Below are 26,402 nucleotides of genomic sequence, written 5' to 3'. Positions count from 1 at the left end.
ATTCATGATATGATGCGGCGTCTTTTTTCTGAAGGAGTATGCAATGCAAGCGTATTCGCAGGATTTGCGAGATAGGGTGCTGAAGGCGATAGAACAAGGAGATCGTCCTACCGATATTGCCAAGCGTTTTGAAGTCAGTCGAGTATGGGTGTACCAAGTCAAGACGCGTCTTGAAGAAGGTATTCGACATAGTTTCCAGATTGGCGGGCATCGGAAATCTTGCCTTGCTCCAGTGGAGCCTATGTTGCGGGAATGGATTAAAGACAGAGCGGATTTGACACTGCGCGAGATGTGCGAACGGCTGGCCGAGCATGGGATAACGATCAAAGCCCCAGCCCTATGGCACCAACTGAATAAATGGGGTTTGAGCTTTAAAAAAAACTCTGCACGCCAGCGAGCAAGAGCGTAAGGATGTGCAAGCGGATCGGGTTGCATGGAAGGAAAGCCAGCCAGCACTTGACGCAACAAAGCTTGTGTTCCTTGATGAGACGGGCACATCCACCAACATGACCCGCACACGAGGCCGTTCGCCGAAGGGACAGCGTTGCATAGCCAGTGTTCCACATGGTCACCGGAAAATCACCACCTTCATTGCCGGCTTGCGGGTAAACGCCGTGACCGCCCCAATGGTCTTGGATGGCCCTATGGATGGCGAAGCATTCCTGGCCTATATACAGCAATTTCTGTGTCCTACGCTGCACCCTGGTGATATCGTGATCGCTGATAATTTGTCCAGCCATAAAGTCTCTGGTGTGCGTGAGGCCATTGAGGGGGTTGGTGCAACATTGCGTTATCTTCCGCCTTACTCACCAGATTTGAACCCTATCGAAAAATTCTTTTCCAAACTGAAAGCCCTGCTCAGGCAAGCTGAACAGCGTACTGTCGATGGACTTTGGAATACCATCGGGCACCTGCTTGATTGTTTTACACCACAGGAATTGTCCAACTACTTTTCATCTTCTGGATATGTTTCTACTTAAATCAAAAATGCTCTAAGCACCAGGTCGTGATAGGCGGACGATTGCATGAACGATGCTGCGAGCTGGCGCGCCTGTTCCATGTGCTCGGCCCAGGCCCTGAGTTGCTCGTAGTGCCCGTCGATCCGGGCATAGCAGGTCAGCAGATATTCACGCGCCGCTGCGCAACCGTCTGCCTGCCAGAGGTCGTACCGTTCGATGAAGTGGTGGACCAGCCCATTGATCTCGTCTGGATGCGGTGGGATATCTGGTGATGGATTGTTTGACATCGATGTTGCCAAGCATATAGGAGTGCTGCTTGGCCAAAGTACCCTGACACAGGTTCACTTTGGCTACTAAAATGCATGAAACGTCAATAAAATTCCAGTCATGTCAGCCTTGGTCTCATCGTCTGCCACCTCGTTGCGAGGTGCTGCCGCGCATCTCGCCGATGGGTTGCAGGCCGGGCGCGTCTACCGGCGCGAAGATCTCGCACGTCTGTCCACCGCTGTGGATAGGCATCTGCGTGAACTGGTCGCTACCGGAAAGCTCAAGAAGCTCGCTCAGGGTCTGTACTACGCACCCAAGCAGTCCAGCTTTGGCCCGCTGCCGCCTGCCGACGAGCAGGTTGTGGGCGGGTTTCTGCGAGACAAGGACTTCCTGGTCTTCTTTCCCTCGGCCTACAACTCCGTGGGCCTGGGCACGACCCAGCTCTATAACCGCACCGTGGTCTATAACCACAAGCGCCATGGCGTCTTCAAGCTGGGTAACCGGCAGTTCGATTTCCGGGTGAAGCCGCGCTTCCCCAAGAAGCTGACCCCGGAGTTCCTCTACGTGGACCTGCTGAACAACCTCGATGAGTTGGCAGAGGATCGCGATGCGGTGTTGCGCCAGGCACGCAGCAAGCTGCCCTCGTTCGAGCCAGCCCAATTGCAACGTGCCGCTGATCGTTTCGGCAATCTGTCCACGCGCAAGCGCCTGAGAGAGTGGTCGGGTGGCTGATTTTTTGCACGATCGGCGGGACTTCGATCAATTGCTCGCTGTCGTCGCGGATGAGCGAGGGCTCGATCCCATGCTGGTCGAGAAGGACTACTGGATCATGCATTGCCTGTGGGGCTTGCAGGCCCAGGGCTTCCAGTTCGAGCTGAAGGGCGGCACGTCCTTATCTAAGGGGTTCGGCATCATCCACCGCTTCTCGGAAGACATCGATATCCGAATTGAGCCGCCCCATGGCATGGACGTGAAGACGGGCCGCAACCAAGACAAGCCAGCGCACGTTGAGTCGCGGCGTGCTTACTACGACGAGCTGGCTGCGCTCATCAGGGGCTGCAAGAGGTGCAGGACTTCCTGCACACTCCCGCCTATCAAGAGCACAAAGCGCAAAGGTTTCGCACCGGGGATGAACAGGTCATTGCGCAGAACCAGGCGTTCGTCCTGGGTGATACTGGCCAACGCCTGCGATTCGCTCAGGAGTACCGCAAGACCGCTGCGCTCTACTACCAGGGGCAGCCCGATTTCGAGGCGCTGCTCACTCGCATTCACCAACACATCGCCGTGATGTGAGCACGGGGCAACTTAAGGCCCGACCGGCTCCTTCGAAGCATTCGCGTTGCCCGGGTTATTCGCCATAGGGAATCCAGACGTTCTTGACCTGCGTGGCATGGCGCATGAACTCGCCGCCCTGCCCTTGCTCGCGCGATGTCCAGTCCAGTTGACGGCGCTGGACCCAGGTCGACTTCAGGTTGCCCGCCGAAGCCGCCTGCACCCTGGCGGCGCCGGCCGCAGGCCCGAAGTACCACAGGGCGTCGACGTCGTCGTGCAGGGCCAGCACTTCGGCCAGCTCGTCGCTGTCGCCCCACACGATGTTGAGCACGCCGGCAGGCATGTCGCTGGTGTCGAGCACCTGGTACAGGTCGGCGAACATCAGGGACGCATCCGGCGGCGGCACCAGCACCACGCGATTGCCCGTGGCCAGCAGCGGCAGGGCCAGGGACAGCGCCGCCAGCAAGGGCGTGTGCGCTGGGCTGCGCACGCCGACCACGCCGAAAGGCTCGTTCATGGCCAACGTGACGTGGGCGGTCAGCGTCGAATGAACGCTGCCATCGTGCTTGTCGGCCATGGCGGCGTAGTGGAACACGCGCGCCAGCACCTGTTCAAACTGCTGGCTGGCGGCGGCCTCGCTGATGCCGTCGATGGCCTGCAGATGGGCAATGAAGGTCTGCGCACGCGCGCCGAGGTTTTCCGCGAAGTAGTACAGCACCTGCGCGCGTGCATGGCCGCTGGCTTGCGACCAGTTGCCGGCCTTGCGTGCGGTTTCCACCGCATTGCGGATGTCCTTGCGGTTGCCGAAGCCGGCATGACCCAACAGCGCGCCGCTGCCGGAACGCACGCCGAAGCTGTAGCCTGAGTCCGGACGAACCTGCTTGCCGCCGATGTAGAACTTGGCGCTGCGGTCGATGGAACGCGCCGCGCCCGCCTCCGTCGGTGCCAGGTGCGCAGCCACCTGCACGGGTGCGTCCTGCGCCTGCTGCGCGCCGGGCGCATGAAGCCACTTGGGCACCAGGTACTCGTGCATGCCTTCGCGCCCGCCTTCGCGGCCGAAGCCGCTTTCGCGGTAGCCACCGAAGCCGGCGGCCGCGTCGAACATGTTGGCGCCGTTGACCCACACCACCCCGGCCGCCAACTGCGCAGCCACCGTGAGGCAGACATCGATGTTCTCCGACCACAACGATGCAGCCAGCCCGTAGCGGCTGTGGTTGGCCAGGGCCACGGCTTCGTCGAGCGTGCGAAAGCCCATCGAAATGACCACGGGCCCGAAGATTTCCTCCTGCGCCAGGGCATGCGCTGCGGGCACGTCTTCGAAGAACGTGGGCGCAAAGAAATGGCCGCTCGAAGGCGCATCCAGCGCGGTCTGCCAGCAGCTCAGGCCATCGGCGCGCCCCGATTCCACCATCTGGCGGATGCGCTGCAACTGCACGCGGTCGACGATCGCGCCCACGTCGTTCGACTTGTCCAGCGGGTTGCCGATGCGCAGCTTGCGCATGCGCGCGCGCAGCTTGTCGCCGAAGCGCGCGGCCACGCTTTCCTGCACGAGGATGCGCGAGCCGGCGCAGCAGACCTGGCCCTGGTTGAACCAGATGGAGTCGACCACGCCTTCGACAGCGGCGTCGAGGTCGGCGTCGTCGAAGACGATGAACGGCGACTTGCCGCCCAGCTCCAGCGACAGCTTCTTGTCGGTGCCCGCCGTGGCCCGGCGAATCAGGCGGCCCACCGCGGTAGAGCCGGTGAAGGCGATCTTGTCCACGCCGGCGTGGTTCACGAGGCTGGCGCCGGTGTGGCCGTCGCCGGTGACGATGTTGAGCACGCCGGCGGGCAGGCCCACTTCCACGCACAGCTCGGCAAAAGCCAGCGCGGTGAGCGGCGTGAACTCGGCTGGCTTGAGCACCACGGTGTTGCCCGCCGCCAGCGCCGGCGCCACCTTCCAGGCCAGCATCAGCAAGGGAAAGTTCCAGGGCACGATCTGCCCGCACACGCCCACGGCTTGGTGCGCGGGAAACTCGCTGTCCAGCAGTTGTGCCCAGCCCGCGTGGTGATAGAAGTGGCGCACCACCAGCGGGATGTCGATGTCACGCGACTCGCGGATGGTCTTGCCGTTGTCCATGGTCTCCAGCACGGCGAAGAAGCGCGCATGCTTTTGCAGATGCCGCGCGATGGCATAGAGGTAGCGCGCGCGCTGGTGGCCGGACAACCCCGACCAGGCGGGCAGCGCCTGGCGTGCGGCGGCCACGGCTTGGTCGATGTCGGCGTCCGAGCCGTGGGCCACGCGGGCCAGACGCTCTTCGGTGGCGGGGTTGAAGACCTCGAAGTATTCGTTCTGCGCCGGCGCCACGAACTCGCCGTGGATGAAGTGCCTGAAGCTGTGCGCATGCGCGTCCAGCCAGCTGTGCACGGGAGCAGCCGCTTCGAGGCAGGGACCGTAGTCCATGGTGCGGAGAATGTCGGCCACAGTGGTCATGATGAAAAAGAGGTTGCGCGGTCGGTGCCGTGAAGGTGGTGCGGGCGCCAGGCTCAGGCCATGGCGTGGTGATGCAGGGCCGAATAGCGACCGGTGACGAAGTGCTCGAGCTGGCGCTCGATGTCGCCGAGCAGTGCGCTGGCGCCGATGCGGAACATGCCGGGCTCCAGCCATGCGCGGCCCAGCTCTTCGTTCATCAGTGCGAGCCAGTTCAGCGCATCCTTGGCGGTGCGGATGCCGCCGGCGGGCTTGAAACCGATGTCGTGGCCGGTGGCGCTGCGGTAGTCGCGGATGGCGCGGCACATCACGAGGCCCACCGGCAGCGTGGCATTCACCTCTTCCTTGCCGGTGGAAGTCTTGATGACGTCGGCGCCGGCCATCATGGCCACCATGCTGGCCTGGTAGACATTGCGCAGGGTCTTCAGGTCGCCCGTGGCCAGGATGGCCTTCATGTGTGCCGCGCCGCAGCGCGCGCGCATGGCCTGGATTTCTTCGTACAGCGCCTGCCAGTTCTGGCTCAGCACGTGGGCGCGGGTGATGACGATGTCGATCTCGCCCGCCCCTTCCTGCACCGCGTAGTCGATCTCGGCCAGGCGTTCGCGCAGCGGCGTGAGGCCCGAGGGAAACCCGGCGGCCACCGAGGCCACCGGAATGCCCGAGCCTTCGAGCGCGCGCACCGCGGCGGGCACCATGCTCGGATACACGCAGACGGCACCCACGCGGGGCGGTGCCGCCTCCAGGCCCAGGCCGGCCACGAGGTCCTGGCGCAGCGGGCTGCGCGCCTTCGCGCACAGGCGGGCCACGCGCTGCGGCGTGTCGTCGCCCGCCAGCGTGGTGAGGTCGATGCAGGTGATGGCCTTGACCAGCCAGGCGGCCTGCCATTGCTTCTTCACCGAACGGCGGGCCTTCAGGGATTCGGCGCGGCGCTGCGCGGCCGGTGTGTTCACTCGCGCATGCTCGAACAGGGAGGCATCGAGTGCGATGCCCGGGTTGCGGAGGTCGGTGGCAGTCATGGGTTGGGGAGCGTGTGAAGAAAAAGCTCAGTGGCTGCGACCGGAGTGGTGGTCAATGAGCCGGTTCAGAAGGATGGCAAGAACGATGATCACGCCGGTGATGGTCATCTGATAGAAGGAGCCCAGGCCCAACAGGTTGAAGATGTTGCGCAGCACCTGCAGCAGCATTACCGCCACCGCCGTGCCCAGCACGCTGCCGCGCCCACCGAACAGGCTGGTGCCGCCCAGCACGACCGCCGCGATCGCGTCCAGTTCCAGGCCCTGCGCGGCGGTGGGCTGGCCGATGTTCAGCCGAGTGGTGAGCAGCACGCCGCCCAGCGCGGCCAGCAGGCCCGAGATGGCGAACACGGCGGTGATCACCGGCTTGACCGGCACGCCGGACAGGCGCGCCGCCTCGGCGTTGCCGCCCGAGGCCAGCACGTACTCGCCGAACACGGTCTTGCGCAGCACCAGCCCCGCCAGCAGCGAGATGCCGATGAAGGCCAGGCCCATCGCGGGGAACGGCAGGTCCGCGCCCGGCACCAGGTTGATCATCAGCGAGCCGAAGGTGCCGAAGGCTTCGGGCAGGCCGCCGAGCGGCGTGCCGTCGGAGATCAGGTACGTGAGGCCGCGAAAGCTCACCAGCCCGGCCAGCGTGATGATGAAGCTCGGCACCTCGGCGTAGATCGACAGCGCGCCCATGCCTGCGCCGATCAGCACACCGCTCAGCAGCGTGACGGCGATGGCCAGCGGAATGGACACGCCCTGCACGAGCAGGACCGCCACCAGCATGCCGCCGAAGGCCACCAGGCTGCCCACCGACAGGTCGATGTTGGCGGTGAGGATCACGAAGGTCATGCCCACCGCCACGATGCCGACGATGGAGGCCTGCTGGAACAGGTTGGCGATGTTGCGCCAGGTCAGGAAGTTGTCGGACAACTGCGTCGCGACCAGCACCACCAACAGGAAGATGGCCAGGAAGTTGTAGCGCAGCACGAGCGCCCGCACGGACAAACGTGCCGGCACGGGCGCACGGGCGCAGGCGGACGAAGCGAAGGCCTCGGCCGCCTGCGCCTGCGAGGGGTTCGTGTTCATGGTGGATGACCCAGGATGGTGGTTTGCAGCACCTGCTCGCTGCGGGTGGTTCGCGGATCGAAGCAGGCCACGTTGCGGCCCTCGTGCATGACCCAGATCTGGTCGCAATGGGCGTACAGCTCATCGAGTTCGCTGCTGGCAATGACGACGGCCGCACCGTCGTCGGCCAGTTGCCGGGCCAGGGCATAGAGGTCGGCCTTGGCGCCCACATCGAGCCCGCGGCTGGGCTCGTCGAGCAGCAGGAGCTTGCTGCCGTCGATCAGCCATTTGGCGAACACCACCTTCTGCTGGTTGCCGCCGGAGAGCTGGCGCACCGGTTGCTCGATGTTCGAGAGCCGCGTGCTCAGCGCCTTCAGGACCGAGGCGGCGCGGACCTTCAGCGCGCCGCGCCGCACCAGCGTCTGGCGCCGCAACGACGGCAGCGAGGCGTTGATGTAGACGGGGGCGTCCAGCACCAGGCCCTGGGTCTTGCGGCTCTCGGGCACCAGCCCCACGCCATGGGCCATGGCCGCGCGCGGCGAGCGCGGCGCATAGGGCTTGCCATGCAGTGTGACCCGTCCGCGAAACTTTCCGTCGCCGAACAGCGTGCGCAGGAAGGTGCTGCGCCCGGCGCCGTTCAAGCCGGTCAGGCCGACGATTTCGCCCTGGCGCACATGGAAGTCGCGGATGGCTATGCCGCTCGGCCCGTCGAGCTGGTGCACGTGCAGCGCCACCTCTCCCCGCGGCGGTGTGCGCTCGACGCGCTCGAGCAGTGCGCGGTGCTCGCCGATCACGGCCGAGATGAGCGTGCGCTCGTCGACATCGGCCACGTCGTGCGTCGCCACGGTGCGGCCGCCGCGCAGCACGGTGATGCGCTCGCAGATGGCGCGGATCTCGTGCAGCCGGTGGCTGACATACAGCACCGACACATCGCTGCGCACCAGCTCGCGGATCACGTCGAACACCTGGGCGATCTCGCGCTCGTTCAGGGCGGCCGAGGGCTCGTCCATGACGATGAGGCGCGCCTGCGTGGTGAGCGCGCGGGCGATGGCAGTGAGCTGCTGGTTGGCCACCGACAGGCTCTCGACGCGGGCCTGCGGACCGAAGCCGGCGCCCACGCGCGCCAGCGCCTGCAGCGCCATCTCGCGCCGCGCCTTGCCGCGGATGAAGCCCAAGCCCGCCGGCACGTGGCCCAGCAGCAGGTTCTCCTCTACCGTGAGCTGCGGCACCAGGTCCAGTTCCTGGTAGATCATGGCAATGCCGGCGCGCCGCGCATCCTGCGGACTCCGGAACTGGACGACGTTGCCGTCGATGCGGATCTCGCCGGCATTGGGCGGGTGGGCGCCGGCAATGATCTTCATCAGCGTGCTCTTGCCCGCGCCGTTCGCCCCGAGCAGGCAGTGCACCTCGCCGCGGCGGATGCGCAGGGACGCGTCGTGCAGGGCCTTGACCCGGGGCGGAAAGACCTTGCTCACGCCGCGCACGTCCAACAGCGGCGGCGGGGCGCCCGGGACATCCACGCTCACTGGATTCATGGCCGCTCCAGCAGGTAGTTGGCCGTGGCCTCGTCGGTCACCAGCACATTGATGTAGCGGGCCAGCAGGCAGGCCTTCACGGCACGGTGCTTGGCCTTGCCAGCGCTCACGCCGATGGCATGCGCCTTGTCGCGCAGCAGCGCAGGCGACAACCCGATGGCGCGGGCGTCGAAATCGGGGCTGACGATGTGGCCCTCTTCGTCGATGAAGCGGCCCAGGATGTCGCCCACCGCGCCGGCCTTGAGCAGGGCCTGCAGCGAGTCGGCGTCCATGTACCCGGACTGCACCAGCACCGAGCGTTCGGACAGCGACCCGATGCCCACGCAAGCCACGGTGGTCTCGCGCCCCAGGCGCATGACGGCGCCGATGACGGGGTCTTCTTCGAGCACCTGGCGGGTCTTCGAACTGCCCACGATGGCCGGCACCGGCAGCAACGTGGCCGTGCCCTTGGCGGCCTGCGCGAAGCGCTCCGCCACGTTGTGCGACGGGCCGTCGTTGTCGCGGAGGTTGGCCGCACCGTTGAGCAGCACCACGTGCACGCCCTCGTTCCAGCCGACCGGCAGCCAGCGCGCCATGGCGCTCATGGTGCGCCCCCACGACACGCCCACCAGTTGCGGCCTCGGCTGCAGGCTGGCCAGGTAGCGGCCGGCCTCCTGCGCGACGCTGTTCAGCGTCACTTCGTCTGCGCCGGTGTCGGGCAGCACCAGCGCCTCGCGCAGGCCGTAGCGCTGCTGCAGCGCGCTTTCCAGCTCGACGCGCCGCGTCGAGCGCGGAATGATGTCCACGCGCACGATGCCGGACTCGCGCGCCTCGCGCAGCAGCCGCCCCACCTGCCAGCGCGTGAGGCCCATCTCGTCGGCAATGTCGGCCTGGGTGTGCTCCAGGTGGTAGTAGCGCTTGGCGATCTGCACCATGATCTGCTCGCGCCGCTCTTGCGAGCCGATGCGCACGGACAGTTGTTCGTCGGCATTCACCGTGGCCGCCTTGCCTGGCTTGCCTGGCTTGCGGCTCATGCGACGCTCCGCACGAGCTCGTGGGACAGCGGCTGCACGGCCTCGGTGGCGGCGCGGTAGCGCAGCAGCATCGCGGCATAACGTTCGTGCATGGCGGGGTCGGGGTACAGGCGCCGGTACGGTGCCACGTGGCTTTTCGCGCCGGCGACCAGATCGGCGGATTCGCCCAGCGCATTCAGCGCCGCGACGGCCGCCCCCATCAGGGTCAGGTTCTCCTGATCGGTCACGTCGAAGGGCAGACCGCAAGCGTCCACCGTGGCCTGCAGCCACAGGGGATTCTTCTGGATGCCACCGGCCGCCACCACGCGCGTGACGGGCACCCCGAACGAGTTCAGCACGCGCACCACGTTGGCCGAGCCCAGCGCCACGGCATCCACGGCGGCGCGGTAGATCTGCGCGCGATCGTGCGAGAGGGTCAGGCCCATCATGGCGCCGCGCAGGTCGGGCGAGCGGTAGGGCGTGCGGTTGCCCATCCAGTAGTCCAGCACGAGCAGGCCGCTCGCGCCCGGCACCTCGCGTGCGGCATCGGCCATCAGCTGACGGTGGCCGGCCGCATCGAGGCCGAAGATCTTGCCGGCCAGCCAGTCCATCACCGAGCCCGCCGAGACCTGGCCGCCTTCGATCAGCCAGGAGTTGTCGATCAGGGCATCCGGGTAGGGTCCCCACATGCCGGGCGCGTCGATGCGCCGCTTGGTGTGGATCAGGTGGACGATGGACGTGCCGCCGATGAACAGCAGCTTGCCCGGCTCGATGGTGCCCGCCCCCAGCATGGCCATGTGCGCGTCGATGCCGCCTTGCGCCACGAGCACCTCGCCTTGCAGGCCCAGGTGCGCCTTCGCCTGCGTGGACATCGATCCCACCGCCTCCCCCACCGGCACCACGCGCGTGGGCAGTTTGTCCAGCAGGCCCGGCGCGCCCAGCGCGGCGAACAGGTCGGGGTAGAACTTCTTCTCGAGCGTGTCGTAGTTCCACTTGCAGCAGGCATTCAGGCGCGAGGCCGCCCATGTGCCCGTGAGCCTGAAGTTGATGAAGTCCTGCGCCTCGCAGATGCGATGGGCCCGGGCATAGACCTGCGGCTCGTTGCGCGCCAGCCAGGCCGCCTTGGGCACCAGCCACTCCACCGCATTGGCGCCACCGCTGAAGGCCATGACCGGGTGCGGCGGGGTCGGCGCCAGCGTCACCTCGTGGCTGGCACGGCAGTCCATCCACAACAGCGCCGGGCGCAGCGGCATGCCCGCCTCGTCGGTGACCACCACGGTGGACGAGGTGGTGCAGGCGCACAGCGCCGACACGCGCGGATGGCCGTGGCGGGCCATCACGGCCTGGCTGGCCTGGCCCAGGGCCTCCCACCAGTCGAGCGGGGCCTGCTCGGCCCACCCCCACCGAGGGTGGCTGGTGCCGTAGCGCGCCTCTTCCACGCCGATCAGCGCGCCGGACGACGTGTCGTACAAACCCGCGCGCACGCTGCCGGTGCCAAAGTCCAATCCCATCACGACTGCCACTGTGTGTCTCCTTTGCCCCGCGCATGAAGGCCCCGGGTGTGCGCTTCATTTTTGTGTGTTTGCCGCGCGGCCACTCGCCACGCCACGCCGCGCTGCGCTGCGCCCCGGGTCAGGCGGGCCGGAAAAGAACCTTGGCAGCGCTCTGTTTTTTCTGCGCGAAGTTCTCGAACATGGCCCCCAGGTCTTCCAGCGGCAGGTCGTGCGTGACCATGAACTTCCACTTCAGCTCGCCGCTGGCCAGTTTGGCCAGCGACACCACCCACTCCTCGCCGGGGAAGGGCGTGCCGAAGGAGTTCCAGGCGCCGGCCAGGGTGACCTCCTGGCGCAGCAGGTGGCTGAAGGTGACGCTCTCCAGCACGATGTCGCCGGCGGGAATGCCGATGCACACCACGCTGCCACCGGGTGCCGCCATCCGGATGGCCTGGTTGATGGCCGTGGGGTGGCCCGCAGCTTCGATGATGAGGTGGCACCCGGGCAGGTCGTCCATCGGCTCGCTGCCCAGGCGCGTGTGCGTGGCGCCGGCCTCGCGGGCCAGCGCCAGCTTCCGGGGGTCGATGTCCACGCCGATGATGTCCTTGCCGCCCAGCAGCTTCATCCACTGGATGGCGAACAGGCCGATGGGGCCGCACCCGACCACGGCGCCGACGTGGCCGAGCGTGAAGCGCGCCTTCCAGATGGCGTGCAGTGCCACGGCGGCCGGGTCGGTCATGGCGGCAGCGGCGGGGTCCATGCCCTCGGGGCACGTGAGCAGGTTCGCGGCGGGCACGTTCACGTACTCGGCATAGGCACCATCGCGGCGGCTGCCGAAGTAGTCGTAGTCGGTGCAGCGCGACGGGAAGCCGCGCGCGCACTGGTCGCAGGTGCCGCACGGTAGCAGCGGCGGCACGGTGACGAGGTCACCGATGGCATGGCCCTGCACGCCTTCGCCGAGCGCCTCGACGTAGCCGGCGAATTCATGGCCGCAGATCAGCGGCATGACGTGGGCCCCCTTCTGGAGCATGCGCGGAATGTCGGAGCCGCACACGCCGCACACCGCCACCTTGACCAGCGCGTGGCCGGCCCGCACTTGCGGCTTGGGTTTGTCTTCCAGACGAATGTCGCCCGGCTTGTGCATCACGGCAGCGCGCATGGTGGTGGGATGGCTGGAGTTCATGGAATGTGCGGACGATGGATGAAGGCAGGCCCCCTGCCTGCCCGGCAAGGAGGGAGAAAAACAGGGAGAAAACAGGCCGGCTTTACTTGAAGACCGCAGGCCGGTACTCGGCAAACAGACCGGTGCGCTTGAACTCGCCCACGTTGGCTTTGGTCACGGCCTTGGTGCCGGCGTCCACGAAGGCGGGCACCTTCTTGCCGGCCTTGATCGCGCGCGCGGTCTGCACCGTCATGTCGCCCAGGTAGCGCGGGTCGTTCAGCGCGGTGGCCACGTACTGGTCGCCGCCGGCCATGCTGGCCAGGGCTTCGGAGAGGCCGTCCACGCCGGCCACGAACACGTCTTTCTTGCCGGCCTCGGCGAGCACCTTGAGTGCGCCCATGGCCATGTCGTCGTTGTGCGCGTAGACCACCTTCACATCGGGGTGGGCCTGCAGCAGGTCCTGCATGGCGGTCACTGCGTTGGCGCGCGTGTACTCGGCATAGGGACCGGCCACGATCTTGAAGCCCGAACCCTTGAGCGCGTCGTGGAAACCGTCGCGCCGCGCCGCCATCACGGTGCCACCGGCGTCGCCCTGGATCTCGATGACCTTGCCCCGGGTCGTGCCCTTCTTCTTGAGCTCGGCCAGCACGGCATCGCCCACGGCCTTGCCCATCTTCACGTTGTCGCGGCCCAGGTGCGCCGTCACGCCGCCACCGTTGATGCTGCGGTCGACGGTGATGACCGGCACGCCGTTCTTTTGCGCCGCGGCAATGGCCGGCTTGACGGCGTCGGGATTGACCGGATTGATGATCAGCACGTCGACCTTGCGGGTCAGCAGGTCCTGGATGTCGTTGTTCTGCTTGTTGACGTCGCCATTGGCATCCAGAAAGATCAGTTCGTCGCCGCCGGCCTTGGCGGCCGCCTCTGCGCCCTCCTTGAGCTGCACGTAGAACGGGGACTGCAAGGTCACCTGGCTGAAGCCGATTTTCAGACCCGCCGCATGGGCCACGGGGGTCAGCACGGCGACACCGGCTGCAACGACGGCCGCGCCGAAAAGAGCGCGCAAAGCGGGGGCAATTCGATTTCTCATGATGTCTCCAATGGACTGCGTTTGATTCTGTTCAGATGAACACCTGGCACTCATCTGCAGAAAATTATGAAACACCCAAAGGAACTTCGAGTGAGGAAATCAATTCTTCGAGGGAATTTCCTTAGGGCGCGAAATTTGCGTATTCGCTCAAATGAGCAGAATCAAAAATAATTGCAGATTCGAATAGGGTCGATCGTCGATTGGACGCGCTGCGCGAGCTTCCTGGCGCGTCTTTCGGGAGGTCTGGCGCTTCGCGATGCTGTCGGGCGCTGCGTGCTGAAGGCCGAGAAGGTTCCCGGCGACGACACGTCGATCCGTGCACGCATTGGCTCATCAGATCTGATCAGATCTGGCCTGAATACGGGTTCTGGTGCACGGCCGGCATCGGCTGGATCACCGGCCACACCTGCGTCGCTTGCGGCCCGCTCGCGGCCGGCGCCACGCGCAGGGCACTGCGCGGGCTGCGCCCTCATGTGCACGCGCGGCCAAACGCAGATCGCAGCCCCCTGCCGAGCGCTCAGGCAGCCGCCTGCCCGCTGAAAGCCCGCGCTTGCCACGAACGCGGGCTTTTTCATTACGGGTTTCCGAGCAGGCCGCTGGCGTCGAATTTGATTGACACCTCAATAGATGAAAAGTAATGTAATGGCAGCGTTGGCTGCATTGCCTCTCCGGGGCCGTTGTGTGGCCGCTAGTTCATCGACAACTGCTTTTTGACCTGCGACATGAAAATTGCGATTTTCGGGGGTGGTCACGGCGTCTGCGCGGCGGCGAGGCTGTCTGACGCCGACCACGAAGCACGCCTTTGGCACCGTTGGCACCGTTGGCGCCGCGACGCCGCAGCGCCCGCGCCCGCCGTGCGCGCCGGCACATTCACCAGCGCCACCCTGAAGGACGCCGAACCGGGCGCCATTGCCGCACCAGCCACCGCCTGGCACGCCATCGCGCGCGCGATGGCGCCGCGTCGCATCGGCGGCCAGGTCGCCCCGTCGTATTCCTGCCGTCGGACATCCGGCCGCACCGGGCCTTCGCTTGGCCAGCAACGCCAAGCCAGGCCGGCGCAGAGGGCCTGCCGCTGTGCGCCGCGCTTGCGCTGCGCGCAGCGGCCCAAAGAGACAACGGACGCACGATGACCGCCGCCACGCTTTTGCTGCGCGTCGCCCAAGCGCGCCAACTCAACCCGCTGATCCGCATGTTGCGCCTGTGCGCCGAGGACGGCGGCGCATTGCCCGGCTTCGCCGCCGGTGCGCATATCCGCGTGCAGGTGTCGCTGCCCGACGGCAAGACCGACTGGCGCCACTACTCGCTGATCGACTTTGCGACCACGCACAACGCCACCAGCGCGCCGGACCAATACCTGATCGCCGTGCGCAACGAGCCCGGGGGCCGTGGCGGCTCGCGCTTCATGCACCAGCGGTTGAAGGAAGGCGACACCATCGCCATCGAGGCGCCGAAAAACGAGTTTCCGCTGCACACCGGCCCGGGCGGCTCGGTGCTGGTGGCCGGCGGCATCGGCGTCACGCCGCTTGCCACCATGGCCGCCCGCCGCCGCGCCGAAGGCGCTGCCGTGCGCATGCACTACGCCGGCCGCAGCCGCGACCTGATGGCCTTCCTGCCCGAGTTGCAAAACCTGCTCGGCGATGACCTGCGCGTGCACGCCGACGCCGAGGCCGGCGCGCCGCTCGACATCGACGCGCTGCTCGACGGCGTGCCCGTCGGCGACCACCTCTACGTCTGCGGCCCCGGGGCCATGCTCGACGCGATGCTCGGGCGCACCCGGGCGCGCGGGTGGGAGCCTGGCCGTGTGCACTGGGAGATTTTTGCCGCGCCCGCCGCAGCAGAAGGCGACCAGCCCTTCGAGGTGGAACTGGCCCGGTCGGGCCAGCGCTTTACCGTGCCGGCCGGCCAAAGCATACTCGACTGCCTGATCGAGAACGGCTGCGACCCCATGTTCGACTGCAAGCGCGGCGCATGCGGCGTGTGCGCGGTGCCGGTGCTCGAAGGCGGGATCGACCACCGCGACCATGTGCTCAGCGCCCGCGAGAAGGCGCAGGGCAGCGTCATGCAGATTTGCATCTCCCGCGCCAAGGGCGCACGCCTGGTGCTCGACATCTGAACCAAGGAGCCACGCGAGCCATGACCTCGTACCGAGACAACCCCGATGCGATTCGCGCGCTGGTGCAAAGCGACCGCGTGCACCGCGACCTGTACATCAGCCAGGAACTGTTCGAGCTGGAGCAGCAGCATTTCTTCGCCAACACCTGGAACTACGTTGGCCACGAAAGCCAGTTGCCGAAAGCGGGCGACTGGATCAGCAACGAAATCGCGGGCCAGCCGCTGATCGTGGTGCGCCATACCGACGGCAGCGTGCGCGTGCTGATGAACCGCTGCGCCCACAAGGGGTCGCGGCTCGTGAACGGGCCTTGCGGCAACACCGGCAAGTTCTTTCGCTGCCCGTACCACGCCTGGACCTTCAAGACCGACGGCGCGCCGCTGGCGATTCCGCTGAAGACGGGCTACGAGCACACCCGGCTGCACGAGTGCGCATCGGGCAAGGGCCTGGCCAGCGTAGGGCATGTGCGCAGCCACCGCGGCTTCATCTTCGTGAAGATCAGCGACGCAGGCCCCGGCTTCGACGAGTATTTCGGCGCTTCGCTGAGCTCCATCGACAACATGGTCGACCGTTCGCCCGAAGGTGAACTGGAAATCGCCGGCGGCTGCCTGCGCTTCATGCACCAGTGCAACTGGAAGATGTTCGTCGAGAACCTGAACGACACCATGCACCCGATGGTCGCGCATGAATCCTCGGCGGGCACCGCCAAACGCATGTGGGCCGACAAGCCTGAAGACGAGCCCAAGCCGATGGCGATCGAGCAGTTCGTTCCCTTCATGTCGGACTACAAGTTCTTCGAGGACATGGGCATCCGCACCTACGACAACGGCCACAGCTTCACCGGCGTGCACTTCAGCATCCACAGCAAATACAAGGCGATTGCCGCCTACGACGACGCGATGCAGGCGCGCTACGGCGCGCAGAAGACGGCGCAGATCCTCGGCATGGCCCGGCACAACACCGTGTACTACCCGAACCTGACGATCAAGGGCGCGATCCAGGCGATCCGCGTCGTCAAACCGATCGCGGTCGACAAGACGCTGATCGAAAGCTGGACCCTGCGCCTGAAAGGCGCGCCGCCCGAGTTGTTGCAGCGAACCAGCATGTACAGCCGGCTCATCAACTCGCCGTTCTCCGTGGTCGGGCACGATGACCTGCAAGCCTATCGCGGCATGCAGGCCGGGCTGCACGCGAGCGGCAACGAATGGGTCAGCCTGCACCGCAATTACGAGCCTGGCGAATGGACGGGCGGCGAGGTCACGACCGGCGGCACGAACGAGTTGCCGATGCGCAACCAGTACCGCAGTTGGGTGCTGCGCATGACGGAGACGATGTGATGGCCGCCAGCACAGCCAGCACAGTCACCCGGCAAGACCTGATCGACTTCGTCGTGCACGAGGCCCGCCTGCTCGACACGCGCCGCTACGAAGAATGGAACGCGCTCTTCACCGACGACGCTTTCTACTGGGTGCCTTTGGCGCCCGACCAGGAAGACGGCCTGAACCACACCTCGCACATGTACGAGGACAAACTGCTGCGCGACCTGCGCATCGAGCGCCTGAAAAGCCCGCGCGCCTTCTCGCAGCAGCCGCCGAGCCGCTGCCACCATCTGCTGCAGGTGCCGGTGGTCGAGCAGTTCGACGCCCAGGCCAATCGCTTCGTGCTGCGCACCGAATTCCACTACACCGAGTCGCAGGGCGACGAGTTGCAGTTCTACGTGGGCAGTTTCCTGCATTACCTGACGGTGCAGGGCGGCGCGCTGCGCATGACGCTCAAGCGCGTGAACCTGCTCAACTGCGACGCGGCCCTGCCGGCCGTGCAGCTGTTCATCTGAAGACCAAAGACACGATGCCGCACGCCAGCGTCCACGACGTTTTCCAGGCCAGCGCAGCGCGCACGCCACGGGCCGAGTTCCTGTTCACCGAGCCGGTGACGGCGGCAGCCTACGGCATCGCCGCAGGAGCCATGCGCTGGGGCGACGCTGCCGCGCAGATCGGGCACCTGCGCGCAGCCTATGCACAGGCCGGCTACGGCCACGGCCACCGCGTCGGCTTGCTGCTGGAAAACAGGCCCGCCTTCATCCTGCACTGGCTGGCCCTGAATGCGCTGGGCGTGAGCGTGGTGCCGATCAACGCCGATCTGCGTTCGGCCGAACTGGCCTATCTGATCGGCCACAGCGAAATCGGCCTGGCCGTGACGCTGCCGGGGCGCGCCGCCGACCTGCGCGCGGCAGCCGGGCAGGCGCGCGTGGCGCTCGCGACGATGGGGCCCGACGCTGCCGTGCCGCCGGCGCAGACGCCCGCGCCACGCACCCATGAGCCTGTGGGCGCCGACACCGAATGCGGCCTGCTCTACACCTCGGGCACCACGGGCCGGCCCAAGGGCTGCATCCTGAGCAACGCCTACTTCCTGCGCACCGGCCAGTGGTATGCCGGGCTGGACGGCCTGTGCCGCATCCGCCCCGATGCCGAGCGTGTCATCACACCGCTGCCGCTGACCCATATGAACGCGCTGGCCTTCTCCACCATGGTGGTGCTGGTCGCGGGCGGCTGCCTGGTGCAGCTCGACCGCTTCCATCCGCAAACCTGGCTGGCCAGCGCGCGCGCCAGCGGCGCGACCATCGCGCATTACCTCGGCGTGATGCCGGCCATGCTCCTGTCGGCGCCGCCGTCGGCTGCCGATCGGGAACATGCGCTGCGCTGGGGCTTTGGCGCCGGCGTGGAGCGCAAGAACCACGGGCCTTTCGAAGAGCGCTTCGGCCTGCCGCTGATCGAGGCCTGGGCCATGACCGAGACCGGCGCCGCTGCCTGCATCATCGCCAACCGCGAGCCGCGCCTCGTCGGCACGAACTGCTTCGGACGCCAGGAAGACTTCGTCGAGACCCGCCTCGTCGCCGAGGACGGCAGCGACGCCGGCGTCGATGCGCCGGGCGAGTTGCTGGTGCGTTCGGCCGGCAACGACCCCAGGCGCCACTTCTTTTGCGGCTACCTGAAGGACGATGAAGCCACGCGCGCGGCCTGGGCCGATGGCTGGTTCCACACCGGCGACCTGGTGCGCCGTGACGCCGGGGGCAACTTCTTCTTCATCGACCGCAAGAAGAACGTGATTCGCCGCAGCGGCGAAAACATCTCGGCCGTCGAGGTAGAGAGCGTGCTCAACCAGCACCCCGCCGTGCAGGCGTCGGCCGTGGCCGCCACGCCCGACCCGGTGCGCGGCGACGAGGTGCTGGCCTGCATCGTGGTGCGCGCGCACGCCGACGCAGGCCAGCGCGCGCAAATCGCCGCCAGCATCGTCGAACATGCGCTCGCGCAACTGGCCTACTACAAGGCGCCCGGCTATGTCGCGTTCGTGGACGCGCTGCCGCTGACGCCTTCGCAGAAGATCCAGCGCGGCCAACTGCGCGAACTGGCGCAAGCGCTGCCGGGCCAGCAGCATTGCATCGACACCCGAGCGTTGAAAAAACGCCCGGCGGCGCCGGCATGACCCGGCGCCGCCTCTCCTACGCCGGCGTCGCGCTGGCCGTGCCCGTGACCGTGCCTTACGTGCGCTACTCCACGCGCTCGGCGCACTGGTTCATCGGCCAGGCCATCAAGGCGCTGGTCGACGCCAGCGGCGTGGCCAAGGAGCAGATCGACGGCCTGTGCCTGAGCAGTTTCTCGCTGGCGCCGGACACGGCCGTCGGCGTCACCGGGCACCTGGGCCTGTCCCCGCGCTGGCTCGACCATGTGCCCACGGGCGGCGCCTCGGGCGTGATGTGCCTGCGCCGTGCCGCACGCGCGGTGCAGGCCGGCGATGCCGACATCGTCGCCTGCGTGGGCGCCGACACCAACCATGTCGACTCCTTTCGCCAGACGCTCGGCAGCTTCAGCAACTTCGCGCGCGATGCCAGCTACCCCTACGGCTGCGGCGGGCCGAACTCGGTCTTCGCGTTCATCACCGCCCACTACATGCGCAGCTACGGCGCCAGGCGCGAAGACTTCGGCCGCATCTGCGTGGCCCAGCGCAGCAACGCGCTCGGCAATGCCAACGCGCTGTTCAAGAAGGGCCTGACGCTCCAGGAGTACATGGCCGCGCGGCCGGTCTCCGATCCGCTCCACCTGTTCGACTGCGTGATGCCATGCGCAGGCGCCGACGCCTTCCTCGTGATGCGCCAGGAGCGCGCGCGCGACCTGGGCCTGGCGCATGTGCTGATCCATGGCGCCATCGAGCGCCACAACGCCTATGCCGAAGACCCGGTGATGCTGCAAGGCGGCTGGCGCCAAGACCGCGACGACCTGTACGCGCAGGCCGGCGTGCAGCCCGCCGCGCTCGACTTCGTGCAGACCTACGACGACTACCCCGTCATCGTGATGATGCAGTTCGAGGACCTGGGCTTGTGCGACAAGGGCGAAGGCCCGGCCTTCGTGCGGTCGCACACCATGACCTTCGACGGCAGTTTTCCGAACAACACCAGCGGCGGGCAACTCTCTGCCGGGCAGGCGGGCGCGGCCGGCGGCTTTCTCGGCATGGTCGAGGCGATCCGGCAACTGACCGGCCAGGCCGGCCAGCGCTCGGTGCCGGGCGCGCAACTGGGCCTGGTCGCCGGCTTCGGCATGGTGGCCTACGACCGCTGCCTGTGCACGGGCGCCGTCATCCTGGGCCGACCCGCATGACGACGCCGCTGCTGCGCCCGCCGCGCAAGAACCCGCTGCTGCGCACCCGGCAGATGAACCTGCCGCCCGGCGCGCGCAGCCGCGTGGCGCTCGGCCTGACGGCCGCCGCCGCCGAAGGTCATTTCCGGTTGCAGACCTGCGACGACTGCGGCACGGTGCAGTACCCGCCGCGCGAGGTCTGCCACCAGTGCCTGTCGGCCGCCCTGCGCTGGCGCCCGCAAAGCGGCGCCGGCACACTGCTCGGCAGCACCACGCTGCACCACAGCAACGAGCTGTTCTTTCGCGAGCGGCTGCCCTGGCGGCTGGGCCTGGTGCAGCTCGATGCCGGGCCGACGCTCATGGTCCACCTGCACGGTGAGGTCGGCGACGCGCCGCAGCGCGTGCGCGTCGGCGCCCGGCTCGACCGCGCGGGGCAGGCCGTCCTGATTGGTTTTCCGAATGCAGAAAGTGCCCCCATGGCCGACGACGAGATGCTGCGTGAAATGACCAGCGACCCCCAATTCCGCAAAGCGCTGGTGACCGACGGCAAGACCGGCACCGGCCAGGCCATCGTGCGCGCACTGGCGCAGGCCGGCGCCGACATCATCTGGGTCGGCCATGCCGAGCCTTGGAAAAAAACCGGCACCGGGCTCGACGAGATCGCGGCGCTGCCGCAGGTCACACTCGTGCCGCTGGACCTGACCGACGGCCGCCAGGTGGCCGAGCTTGCCGGGGCCATCGGCGGCAAGGTCGACATCGTGATCAACAACGCCGAACTGCATCGCACCTTTGGCATCGGCGCGCGGCGCGGCACCGATGTGGCCAAGGCCGAGATGGAGATCAACTACTTCGGCCTGCTGCGCCTGGCGCAGGAGTTCGGCCCGGCGCTCAAGGGCCGCTCGGCCGACGGCGTGGCGGGCGCGACCGCGTGGGTCAACCTGCTGTCGATCTACGCGCTCAGCAACTTTCCGCCGCACGGCACCTTCAGCGCCTCGAAGGCCGCAGCGCACTCGCTCGCGCAGTGCCTGCGCGCGGAGATGCGGCCGGCCGGCATCCGCGTGATCAACATCTTCCCGGGGCCTATCGACGACGAATGGAACCAGCACCTGCCGCCGCCCAAGCTCGCCCCCGGCGCGCTGGCCCATGCCATCGTCAAGGCACTGCGCGATGGCGTGGAAGATGTCTACCCCGGCGACGTGGCGCAAGAGTGGCTCGAGCGCTGGCGCGACAACCCCAAGGTGCTCGAGCGCGAACTCGCCGCCGGCGGCTGAGACAGGAACACCACGATGACGACAAGCACCGAACCGATGTCCGCCGCCCGGCTCCTGAGCGGCCTGGTGGGCGCGCTGGCCAGCGGCCAGATCCGCGTGATCGACCTGACGCAGACGCTCACGCCCGGGTTCCCGCAGATCGCGCTGCCGCCCGAGATGGGGCAGTGCTGGCCCTTTCGCATCGAGGAGGTGTCCAGGTACGACGAGCGCGGCCCGGGCTGGTACTGGAACAACTTCTCCTGCGGCGAGCACACCGGCACGCACTTCGACGCGCCGATCCACTGGATCTCGGGCCGCGATCTGCCGAACAACTCGGTCGACACCATTGCCGTGCAGCACTTCATCGCGCCCGCCTGCGTGATCGACTGCTCGGCCGAGGTGCAACGCGACGACGACTACCTGCTGAGCGTGGCCGACATCGAGCGCTACGAAGCCGCGCACGGCCGCATCCCGAAGGGTGCGTGGGTGCTGATGCGCAGCGACTGGTCCAAACGCCGCGACCCCCAGGCGTACCAGAACTTCGACCAGACGGGCCAGCACACGCCAGGCCCGGGCACCGAGGCCGTGCGCTTCCTGGTCGAGCAGCGCGACGTGCTGGGCTTCGGCTCCGAAGCCATCGGCACCGATGCCGGGCAGGGCCAGCACCTGCGCCCGCCGTACCCATGCCACTACTACATGCATGGCGCGGGGCGCTATGGCCTGCAGTGCCTGAGCAACCTCGATCTGCTGCCGCCAGCGGGGGGGGTGCTGATCTGCCCGCCGCTGAAGATCGAAAAAGGCAGCGGCAGCCCGCTGCGCGTGCTCGCCCTGGTCGGAGCGTCGGCATGAGCGGCGCCCGGCCGCCCGAAGGCGCTCATACCGCAGCCGGAGGCGAAGGTGCCCCATCCTTCGCCGCCCGGCCGCCCGAAGGCGCTCATACCGTAGCCGAAGGCGAAGGCACTCCAGTGCGCGCCGCACCCGGGGTCGCGCTCGTCACCGGCGCCAGCGCCGGCATCGGCAAGCAGATCTGCGCCGACCTGCTCGCGCAAGGCTACGAGGTGCTCGCGCTCGCGCGCCGCAAGGCCGGAATCGACCACCCGAGGCTGCACAGCATCGAAGTCGATCTGAGCGATGCCAGCGCGACAGCGCAGGCCGTGCGCGAATGCGTCGAGCGCTTCGCGCCGACCACCATCGTCCACAACGCCGGCGCCATCCGCGCCGCGCCGCTGTCCGACGTCAAGCTCGACGACCTCGACGCCCTGATCGACCTGCACCTGGGTTGCGCCATCACGCTCGTCCAAGGGGCCTTGCCGGCCATGCGCGCGCAGCGCTTCGGCCGCGTCGTGCTGATGTCATCGCGCGCCGTGCTGGGCCTGGCCACGCGCACCAGCTACAGCGCCACCAAGGCCGGCATGCTGGGCCTGGCGCGCACCTGGGCGCTGGAGCTCGCGGCCGACGGCATCACGGTGAACGTGGTGGCGCCGGGGCCGATCCGCACCGACATGTTCTACGACCTGGTCCAGGCCGGCAGCGACAAGGAACGCGCGCTCGCGGCCTCGGTGCCCGTCAAGCGCCTGGGCGAAGTGGCCGACGTGGCACGCGCCGTGCGCTTCTTCACCGAACCGGGCAGCGGCTTCGTCACCGGCCAGGTGCTCTATGTCTGCGGCGGCACCAGCATCGCCAGCCTGGTGCTCTGAGCGGCGTTCGTTTTGCTTCCCCCCCCTTCATCCACCACCACTGGAGGCATCACCATGAAAGTCCTGCGCCACATTCACACACTCGCCCTCGCTGCGCTCCTGGGCGCTGCGGGCGCACAGGCCGCCGATCTGAAAGTCGGCTTCATCACCTCGCTGTCGGGGCCGGTGTCGTCGCTCGGCATTGCATACGACAAGGGCATGAAGGCCGCGCTGGCCTACCGCTCGCAGGTGGGGGGCCACAAGGTGCAGTTGATCGCGCTCGACGATGCCTCCGACCCGTCCACGGCCGCGCGCAATGCGCGCAAGCTGATCGAGGAAGACAAGGTCGACGTCATCATCGGCTCGGCCGGCGCGCCGGCCACGCTGGCCATTGCCAGCGTGGCGCGCGAGACGAAGACGCCGCTGATCGCCATCGCCAACGCCGACCTGCCCGGCGCGGAGGGCGCGTGGATGGTGACATTGCCGCAGCCCGCGCCATTGATGATGAGCGCGATGGTCGAGAAGATGAAGCAGGCCGGCGTGAAGACGCTGGCCTACATCGGCTTTTCCGACTCCTGGGGCGACCTGGTGTACGACGCGCTCACCAAGTCGGCGCCTGCGGCCGGCATCGAAGTGGTGGCCAACGAGCGCTATGCGCGCAGCGCTTCGTCGGTGGCCGGACAGGTGCTCAAGATCGTCGCGCTGCGCCCCGACGCGGTGATCACCGGCGCCTCGGGCACGCCCGGCGCGCTGCCATACCTGGCGCTGGCCGAGCGCGGCTACAAGGGCAAGATCTACGGCATGCACTCGCTGATCAACCCCGACTTCATCCGTGTCGGCGGCCCGTCGGTCCAAGGCGTGCAGGTGCCCACGGGGCCGGTGGTGGTGGCCGAGCAACTGCCTGACACCCACCCGATGAAGAAGGTCGCGCTGGAGTTTCGCGCCGCCTACCAAAAGTCCGAAGGCGCTGCGCCCACCGACACCTTCTGGGCCTACAGCTTCGATGCCTGGACGATCTACCTCGATGCCGCGCAGCGCGCGCTCGCCAGCAAGGCCGAGCCTGGCACGGCGCAGTTCCGGCTGGCGCTGCGCGATGCCATCGTGGGCACCAGGGAGTTGGTCGGCGCGCACAGCGTCTACAACTTCAAGCCGACCGACCGCTATGGCTCGGACGAGCGCTCGCGCGTCGTCGTCCAGCTCGACAAAGGCCAATGGAAACTGGTGCCGTAGCCCCACCGCCCAAGCCACCGGGCACAGCGCCATGACCGTCTATCGCGACCGTCCCGATCGCGTCGCAGCGCTGGTGCAGGGCGACCGGGTGCACCGCGACCTGTACCTGAGCGAGGAGCTTTTCGCGCTCGAACGACAGCACCTGTTCGCCAACACCTGGCTCTTCCTGGGCCACGCGAGCCAGGTGCCCGAGCCTGGCGACTTTGTCGCGCAAGACATCGCCGGGCGGCCGCTGCTGATGGTGCGCCAGCCCGACGGCGCAGTGCGCGCGCTGTACAACCGCTGCGCCCACAAAGGCGCGCAGTTGCTCACGGACGAGAGCGGAAACACCGGCCGCTTCTTGCGCTGCCCCTACCACGCATGGACCTACCAGCTCGACGGCGCGCCGCTCGGGCTGCCGCTGAAAAACGGCTACGAAGGCACGCAGCTCAAAGCCTGCGCATCGGGGCAGGGGCTGTCGGTGGTCAAGCATCTGAAGCTGTACCGCGACTTCGTCTTCGTGCGGCTGTCCGATACCGGCCCCTCGTTCGAGGACTACTTCGGCCCGGTGCTGGGCGCCATCGACGACATGGTCGAGCGCTCACCCGAAGGCCGGCTCAGCGTCGGCGGCGGCGTGCTGCGCAACATCATCCACTGCAACTGGAAGATCTACCTGGAGAACATCAACGACACGGTGCACCCGATGTCGACGCACGAGTCGGCCATCCATGCGGCCCGGGCGCTGCGGGACAGCCACGACCCCGGCGCCCCCAAGCCGATGGCGCTGGAGCAGATATTGCCGTTCGGCTCGGGCCACGAATTCTTCGACGCCATGGGCGCGCGCGTGTTCGCCAACGGCCACAGCGAGTTGGGCGTGAACTTCAGCATCCACTCCAACTACGCGCCGTTGCCCGAATACGAAGCCGCGCTGCGCACCGCGCACGGCCCGGCGCGCGCCGCCGAGATATTGCAACGCGCGCCGCAAAACGCGGTCTTCTATCCGAGCCTGTCCGTCAAAGGCTCGCCGCAGGCCATCCGCGTGATCCGGCCGCTGGCGGCCAACCGCACGCTGATCGAGGCCTGGAGCCTGCGCGCGGCTGGCGCGCCGGCGCTGCTGTTCGAGCGCGCGATGAGCTACAACCGCCTCGTGTTCTCGCCGATGTCGGTGCTCGCGCACGACGATGTGCACCTGTTCGAGAGCATCCAGCAGGGCCTGCGCGCCGACGGCAACGAGTGGGTCAGCCTGCACCGCAACCACGACGCCGCCGAGACGCAGCAGGCCAGCGTGACCACCAACGGCACGAACGAACTGCTGATGCGCAACCAGTTCCGCGCCTGGGCCCAGTCGATGGTGGCAGGCATGGAGGCCGGGCCATGAACGATCCGCGCGATTTCGTCGCCCACGAGGCGGCGCTGCTCGACAAGCGCCGGTTCGACGAATGGCTCGCCCTGTTCACCGCCGACGGCCACTACTGGGTGCCGCTGCTCGGCGCGGCGCAGGCCGACCCGTATTCGCACAACTCGCTGGCCTATGAAGACCGGCTGCTGCTGCAATTGCTCCAGCAGGGCCTGCGCGCCGACGGCAACGAGTGGGTCAGCCTGCACCGCAACCACGACGCCACCGAGACGCAGCAGGCCAGCGTGACCACCAACGGCACGAACGAACTGCTGATGCGCAACCAGTTCCGCGCCTGGGCCCAGTCGATGGTGGCAGGCATGGCGGCCGGGCCATGAACGATCCGCGCGATTTCGTCGCCCACGAGGCGGCGCTGCTCGACGAGCGCCGGTTCGACGAATGGCTCGCCCTGTTCACCGCCGACGGCCACTACTGGGTGCCGCTGCTCGGCGCGGCGCAGGCCGACCCGTATTCGCACAACTCGCTGGCCTATGAAGACCGGCTGCTGCTGCAATTGCGCGTGCAGCGCCTGCAGAACCCGCGCGCGCATTCGCAGCACCCGGCCAGCCACAGCCAGCACGTGCTGTCTGCGGCGCGCATCGAACGCGAAGCAGACGGCCAGGCATGGCTGCGCACGCCGTTCCTCTACGTCGAGGCGCGCGGCCAGGAGCAGACCCTGCTGAGCGGCACGGCGCGCCACCACCTGGTGCGCACGCCCGCCGGTTGGTCGATCCGCGCCAAGCGCATCGATCTGCTCGGCGCCGGGCGCGCATTGCCGGCGATCCAGTTGTTCATTTGAACCACCTGCCCACCACCCCACC

Annotated in this window: 24 protein-coding genes; 15 read left to right on the top strand and 9 right to left on the bottom strand. The window is 67.4% G+C overall.

Annotation, left to right across the window (positions count from 1 at the left end; genetic code table 11):
* Window positions 1-43: 43 nt before the first annotated feature.
* A protein-coding gene (locus VEIS_RS31610; protein WP_407831813.1) for an IS630 family transposase occupies window positions 44-980 on the top strand; the annotation gives its coding sequence in 2 pieces (ribosomal slippage) (window positions 44-370 and window positions 372-980; 936 coding nt in all).
* On the opposite strand, the gene VEIS_RS13105 is transcribed toward VEIS_RS31610, so the two are convergent.
* Entirely contained in the window at window positions 977-1,246 is a 270-nt protein-coding gene (locus VEIS_RS13105) for a hypothetical protein (protein WP_011810433.1), read from the bottom strand. The two genes, VEIS_RS31610 and VEIS_RS13105, sit on opposite strands and share 4 nt — an antisense overlap.
* A 100-nt stretch (window positions 1,247-1,346) precedes the next feature.
* Between VEIS_RS13105 and VEIS_RS13100 the strand changes: the two genes are divergently transcribed.
* Both VEIS_RS13100 and VEIS_RS13095 read left to right on the top strand, forming a co-directional pair.
* A complete protein-coding gene (locus VEIS_RS13100; protein WP_011810432.1) occupies window positions 1,347-1,958 on the top strand; it encodes a hypothetical protein in 612 nt (203 codons plus the stop codon).
* Entirely contained in the window at window positions 1,951-2,514 is a 564-nt protein-coding gene (locus VEIS_RS13095; RefSeq protein WP_011810431.1) for a nucleotidyl transferase AbiEii/AbiGii toxin family protein, read from the top strand. The genes VEIS_RS13100 and VEIS_RS13095 overlap by 8 nt, the downstream gene beginning before the upstream one ends.
* Window positions 2,515-2,574: 60 nt before the next feature.
* Here the strand turns inward: VEIS_RS13095 and VEIS_RS13090 are convergent, their stop codons facing one another.
* The 8 genes from VEIS_RS13090 to VEIS_RS13055 all read right to left on the bottom strand — a co-directional run bounded on the left by VEIS_RS13090 (window position 2,575) and on the right by VEIS_RS13055 (window position 13,309).
* Window positions 2,575-4,971 carry an aldehyde dehydrogenase family protein gene (locus VEIS_RS13090; protein ID WP_011810430.1) on the bottom strand — a complete coding sequence of 799 codons (2,397 nt, stop codon included), beginning with the start codon at window positions 4,969-4,971 and terminating at the stop codon, window positions 2,575-2,577.
* Between the two features lie 53 nt (window positions 4,972-5,024).
* A complete protein-coding gene (gene deoC, locus VEIS_RS13085; protein ID WP_011810429.1) occupies window positions 5,025-5,984 on the bottom strand; it encodes a deoxyribose-phosphate aldolase in 960 nt (319 codons plus the stop codon).
* Between the two features lie 27 nt (window positions 5,985-6,011).
* Window positions 6,012-7,058, bottom strand: coding sequence for an ABC transporter permease (locus VEIS_RS13080; RefSeq protein WP_011810428.1), 1,047 nt, complete (start codon window positions 7,056-7,058; stop codon window positions 6,012-6,014).
* Entirely contained in the window at window positions 7,055-8,572 is a 1,518-nt protein-coding gene (locus tag VEIS_RS13075) for a sugar ABC transporter ATP-binding protein (RefSeq protein ID WP_011810427.1), read from the bottom strand. Before VEIS_RS13075 ends, VEIS_RS13080 begins: the two co-directional genes overlap by 4 nt.
* Window positions 8,569-9,585 carry a sugar-binding transcriptional regulator gene (locus VEIS_RS13070; protein ID WP_049773900.1) on the bottom strand — a complete coding sequence of 339 codons (1,017 nt, stop codon included), beginning with the start codon at window positions 9,583-9,585 and terminating at the stop codon, window positions 8,569-8,571. Before VEIS_RS13070 ends, VEIS_RS13075 begins: the two co-directional genes overlap by 4 nt.
* Entirely contained in the window at window positions 9,582-11,087 is a 1,506-nt protein-coding gene (locus tag VEIS_RS13065; RefSeq protein ID WP_011810425.1) for an FGGY-family carbohydrate kinase, read from the bottom strand. The genes VEIS_RS13070 and VEIS_RS13065 overlap by 4 nt, the downstream gene beginning before the upstream one ends.
* 109 nt (window positions 11,088-11,196) lie before the next feature.
* Window positions 11,197-12,240 carry a galactitol-1-phosphate 5-dehydrogenase gene (locus VEIS_RS13060; RefSeq protein WP_011810424.1) on the bottom strand — a complete coding sequence of 348 codons (1,044 nt, stop codon included), beginning with the start codon at window positions 12,238-12,240 and terminating at the stop codon, window positions 11,197-11,199.
* Window positions 12,241-12,322: 82 nt separating this feature from the next.
* Window positions 12,323-13,309 (bottom strand): substrate-binding domain-containing protein, encoded by a 987-nt coding sequence (locus tag VEIS_RS13055; protein WP_011810423.1) that lies wholly within the window; start codon window positions 13,307-13,309, stop codon window positions 12,323-12,325.
* A 1,126-nt stretch (window positions 13,310-14,435) separates the two neighbouring features.
* Between VEIS_RS13055 and VEIS_RS13045 the strand changes: the two genes are divergently transcribed.
* The 12 genes from VEIS_RS13045 (at window position 14,436) to VEIS_RS12990 (ending at window position 26,380) form a co-directional block, all read left to right on the top strand.
* Complete coding sequence (locus tag VEIS_RS13045) at window positions 14,436-15,422, top strand: PDR/VanB family oxidoreductase (protein WP_011810421.1); 987 nt, start codon at window positions 14,436-14,438, stop codon at window positions 15,420-15,422.
* A 20-nt stretch (window positions 15,423-15,442) separates the two neighbouring features.
* Entirely contained in the window at window positions 15,443-16,756 is a 1,314-nt protein-coding gene (locus tag VEIS_RS13040; RefSeq protein WP_011810420.1) for an aromatic ring-hydroxylating dioxygenase subunit alpha, read from the top strand.
* Window positions 16,756-17,253, top strand: coding sequence for an aromatic-ring-hydroxylating dioxygenase subunit beta (locus tag VEIS_RS13035; protein ID WP_011810419.1), 498 nt, complete (start codon window positions 16,756-16,758; stop codon window positions 17,251-17,253). The genes VEIS_RS13040 and VEIS_RS13035 overlap by 1 nt, the downstream gene beginning before the upstream one ends.
* Window positions 17,254-17,267: 14 nt before the next feature.
* A complete protein-coding gene (locus VEIS_RS13030) occupies window positions 17,268-18,902 on the top strand; it encodes an AMP-binding protein (protein WP_011810418.1) in 1,635 nt (544 codons plus the stop codon).
* Window positions 18,899-20,071 (top strand): thiolase family protein, encoded by a 1,173-nt coding sequence (locus tag VEIS_RS13025; RefSeq protein WP_011810417.1) that lies wholly within the window; start codon window positions 18,899-18,901, stop codon window positions 20,069-20,071. The genes VEIS_RS13030 and VEIS_RS13025 overlap by 4 nt, the downstream gene beginning before the upstream one ends.
* Complete coding sequence (locus VEIS_RS13020) at window positions 20,068-21,321, top strand: SDR family NAD(P)-dependent oxidoreductase (protein WP_011810416.1); 1,254 nt, start codon at window positions 20,068-20,070, stop codon at window positions 21,319-21,321. The genes VEIS_RS13025 and VEIS_RS13020 overlap by 4 nt, the downstream gene beginning before the upstream one ends.
* 15 nt (window positions 21,322-21,336) lie before the next feature.
* Window positions 21,337-22,149 carry a cyclase family protein gene (locus VEIS_RS13015; protein WP_011810415.1) on the top strand — a complete coding sequence of 271 codons (813 nt, stop codon included), beginning with the start codon at window positions 21,337-21,339 and terminating at the stop codon, window positions 22,147-22,149.
* Between the two features lie 116 nt (window positions 22,150-22,265).
* Window positions 22,266-22,997: an SDR family NAD(P)-dependent oxidoreductase gene (locus tag VEIS_RS13010; RefSeq protein WP_011810414.1), complete on the top strand. Its 732-nt coding sequence runs from the start codon at window positions 22,266-22,268 to the stop codon at window positions 22,995-22,997.
* A gap of 54 nt (window positions 22,998-23,051) precedes the next feature.
* Window positions 23,052-24,206: an ABC transporter substrate-binding protein gene (locus VEIS_RS13005; protein ID WP_011810413.1), complete on the top strand. Its 1,155-nt coding sequence runs from the start codon at window positions 23,052-23,054 to the stop codon at window positions 24,204-24,206.
* A 31-nt stretch (window positions 24,207-24,237) separates the two neighbouring features.
* Window positions 24,238-25,563 (top strand): aromatic ring-hydroxylating dioxygenase subunit alpha, encoded by a 1,326-nt coding sequence (locus VEIS_RS13000; protein WP_011810412.1) that lies wholly within the window; start codon window positions 24,238-24,240, stop codon window positions 25,561-25,563.
* Window positions 25,560-25,919, top strand: coding sequence for an aromatic-ring-hydroxylating dioxygenase subunit beta (locus VEIS_RS30545; RefSeq protein ID WP_011810411.1), 360 nt, complete (start codon window positions 25,560-25,562; stop codon window positions 25,917-25,919). The genes VEIS_RS13000 and VEIS_RS30545 overlap by 4 nt, the downstream gene beginning before the upstream one ends.
* Window positions 25,916-26,380, top strand: a complete 465-nt coding sequence (locus tag VEIS_RS12990) for an aromatic-ring-hydroxylating dioxygenase subunit beta (RefSeq protein WP_011810410.1) — start codon at window positions 25,916-25,918, stop codon at window positions 26,378-26,380. Before VEIS_RS30545 ends, VEIS_RS12990 begins: the two co-directional genes overlap by 4 nt.
* The last annotated feature ends 22 nt before the right edge of the window (window positions 26,381-26,402 follow it).

Origin of the sequence: Verminephrobacter eiseniae EF01-2 (assembly GCF_000015565.1) — a bacterium.
Classification (GTDB): Bacteria; Pseudomonadota; Gammaproteobacteria; order Burkholderiales; family Burkholderiaceae_C; genus Acidovorax; species Acidovorax eiseniae.
This window is presented reverse-complemented; position numbering and strand designations above follow the sequence as displayed.

Bases quoted from the DNA above. Each gene is read 5' to 3' on its own strand.
- VEIS_RS13100 (WP_011810432.1), top strand. From the start codon at position 1,347: ATGTCAGCCTTGGTCTCATCGTCTGCCACCTCGTTGCGAGGTGCTGCC.
- VEIS_RS13020 (WP_011810416.1), top strand. From the start codon at position 20,068: ATGACGACGCCGCTGCTGCGCCCGCCGCGCAAGAACCCGCTGCTGCGC.
- deoC (WP_011810429.1), bottom strand. From the start codon at position 5,984: ATGACTGCCACCGACCTCCGCAACCCGGGCATCGCACTCGATGCCTCC.
- VEIS_RS13060 (WP_011810424.1), bottom strand. From the start codon at position 12,240: ATGAACTCCAGCCATCCCACCACCATGCGCGCTGCCGTGATGCACAAG.
- VEIS_RS13000 (WP_011810412.1), top strand. From the start codon at position 24,238: ATGACCGTCTATCGCGACCGTCCCGATCGCGTCGCAGCGCTGGTGCAG.
- VEIS_RS13075 (WP_011810427.1), bottom strand. From the start codon at position 8,572: ATGAATCCAGTGAGCGTGGATGTCCCGGGCGCCCCGCCGCCGCTGTTG.
- VEIS_RS13070 (WP_049773900.1), bottom strand. From the start codon at position 9,585: ATGAGCCGCAAGCCAGGCAAGCCAGGCAAGGCGGCCACGGTGAATGCC.
- VEIS_RS13005 (WP_011810413.1), top strand. From the start codon at position 23,052: ATGAAAGTCCTGCGCCACATTCACACACTCGCCCTCGCTGCGCTCCTG.
- VEIS_RS13030 (WP_011810418.1), top strand. From the start codon at position 17,268: ATGCCGCACGCCAGCGTCCACGACGTTTTCCAGGCCAGCGCAGCGCGC.
- VEIS_RS13090 (WP_011810430.1), bottom strand. From the start codon at position 4,971: ATGACCACTGTGGCCGACATTCTCCGCACCATGGACTACGGTCCCTGC.
- VEIS_RS13035 (WP_011810419.1), top strand. From the start codon at position 16,756: ATGGCCGCCAGCACAGCCAGCACAGTCACCCGGCAAGACCTGATCGAC.
- VEIS_RS13080 (WP_011810428.1), bottom strand. From the start codon at position 7,058: ATGAACACGAACCCCTCGCAGGCGCAGGCGGCCGAGGCCTTCGCTTCG.
- VEIS_RS13040 (WP_011810420.1), top strand. From the start codon at position 15,443: ATGACCTCGTACCGAGACAACCCCGATGCGATTCGCGCGCTGGTGCAA.
- VEIS_RS13055 (WP_011810423.1), bottom strand. From the start codon at position 13,309: ATGAGAAATCGAATTGCCCCCGCTTTGCGCGCTCTTTTCGGCGCGGCC.
- VEIS_RS30545 (WP_011810411.1), top strand. From the start codon at position 25,560: ATGAACGATCCGCGCGATTTCGTCGCCCACGAGGCGGCGCTGCTCGAC.
- VEIS_RS12990 (WP_011810410.1), top strand. From the start codon at position 25,916: ATGAACGATCCGCGCGATTTCGTCGCCCACGAGGCGGCGCTGCTCGAC.
- VEIS_RS13105 (WP_011810433.1), bottom strand. From the start codon at position 1,246: ATGTCAAACAATCCATCACCAGATATCCCACCGCATCCAGACGAGATC.
- VEIS_RS13025 (WP_011810417.1), top strand. From the start codon at position 18,899: ATGACCCGGCGCCGCCTCTCCTACGCCGGCGTCGCGCTGGCCGTGCCC.
- VEIS_RS13045 (WP_011810421.1), top strand. From the start codon at position 14,436: ATGACCGCCGCCACGCTTTTGCTGCGCGTCGCCCAAGCGCGCCAACTC.
- VEIS_RS13015 (WP_011810415.1), top strand. From the start codon at position 21,337: ATGACGACAAGCACCGAACCGATGTCCGCCGCCCGGCTCCTGAGCGGC.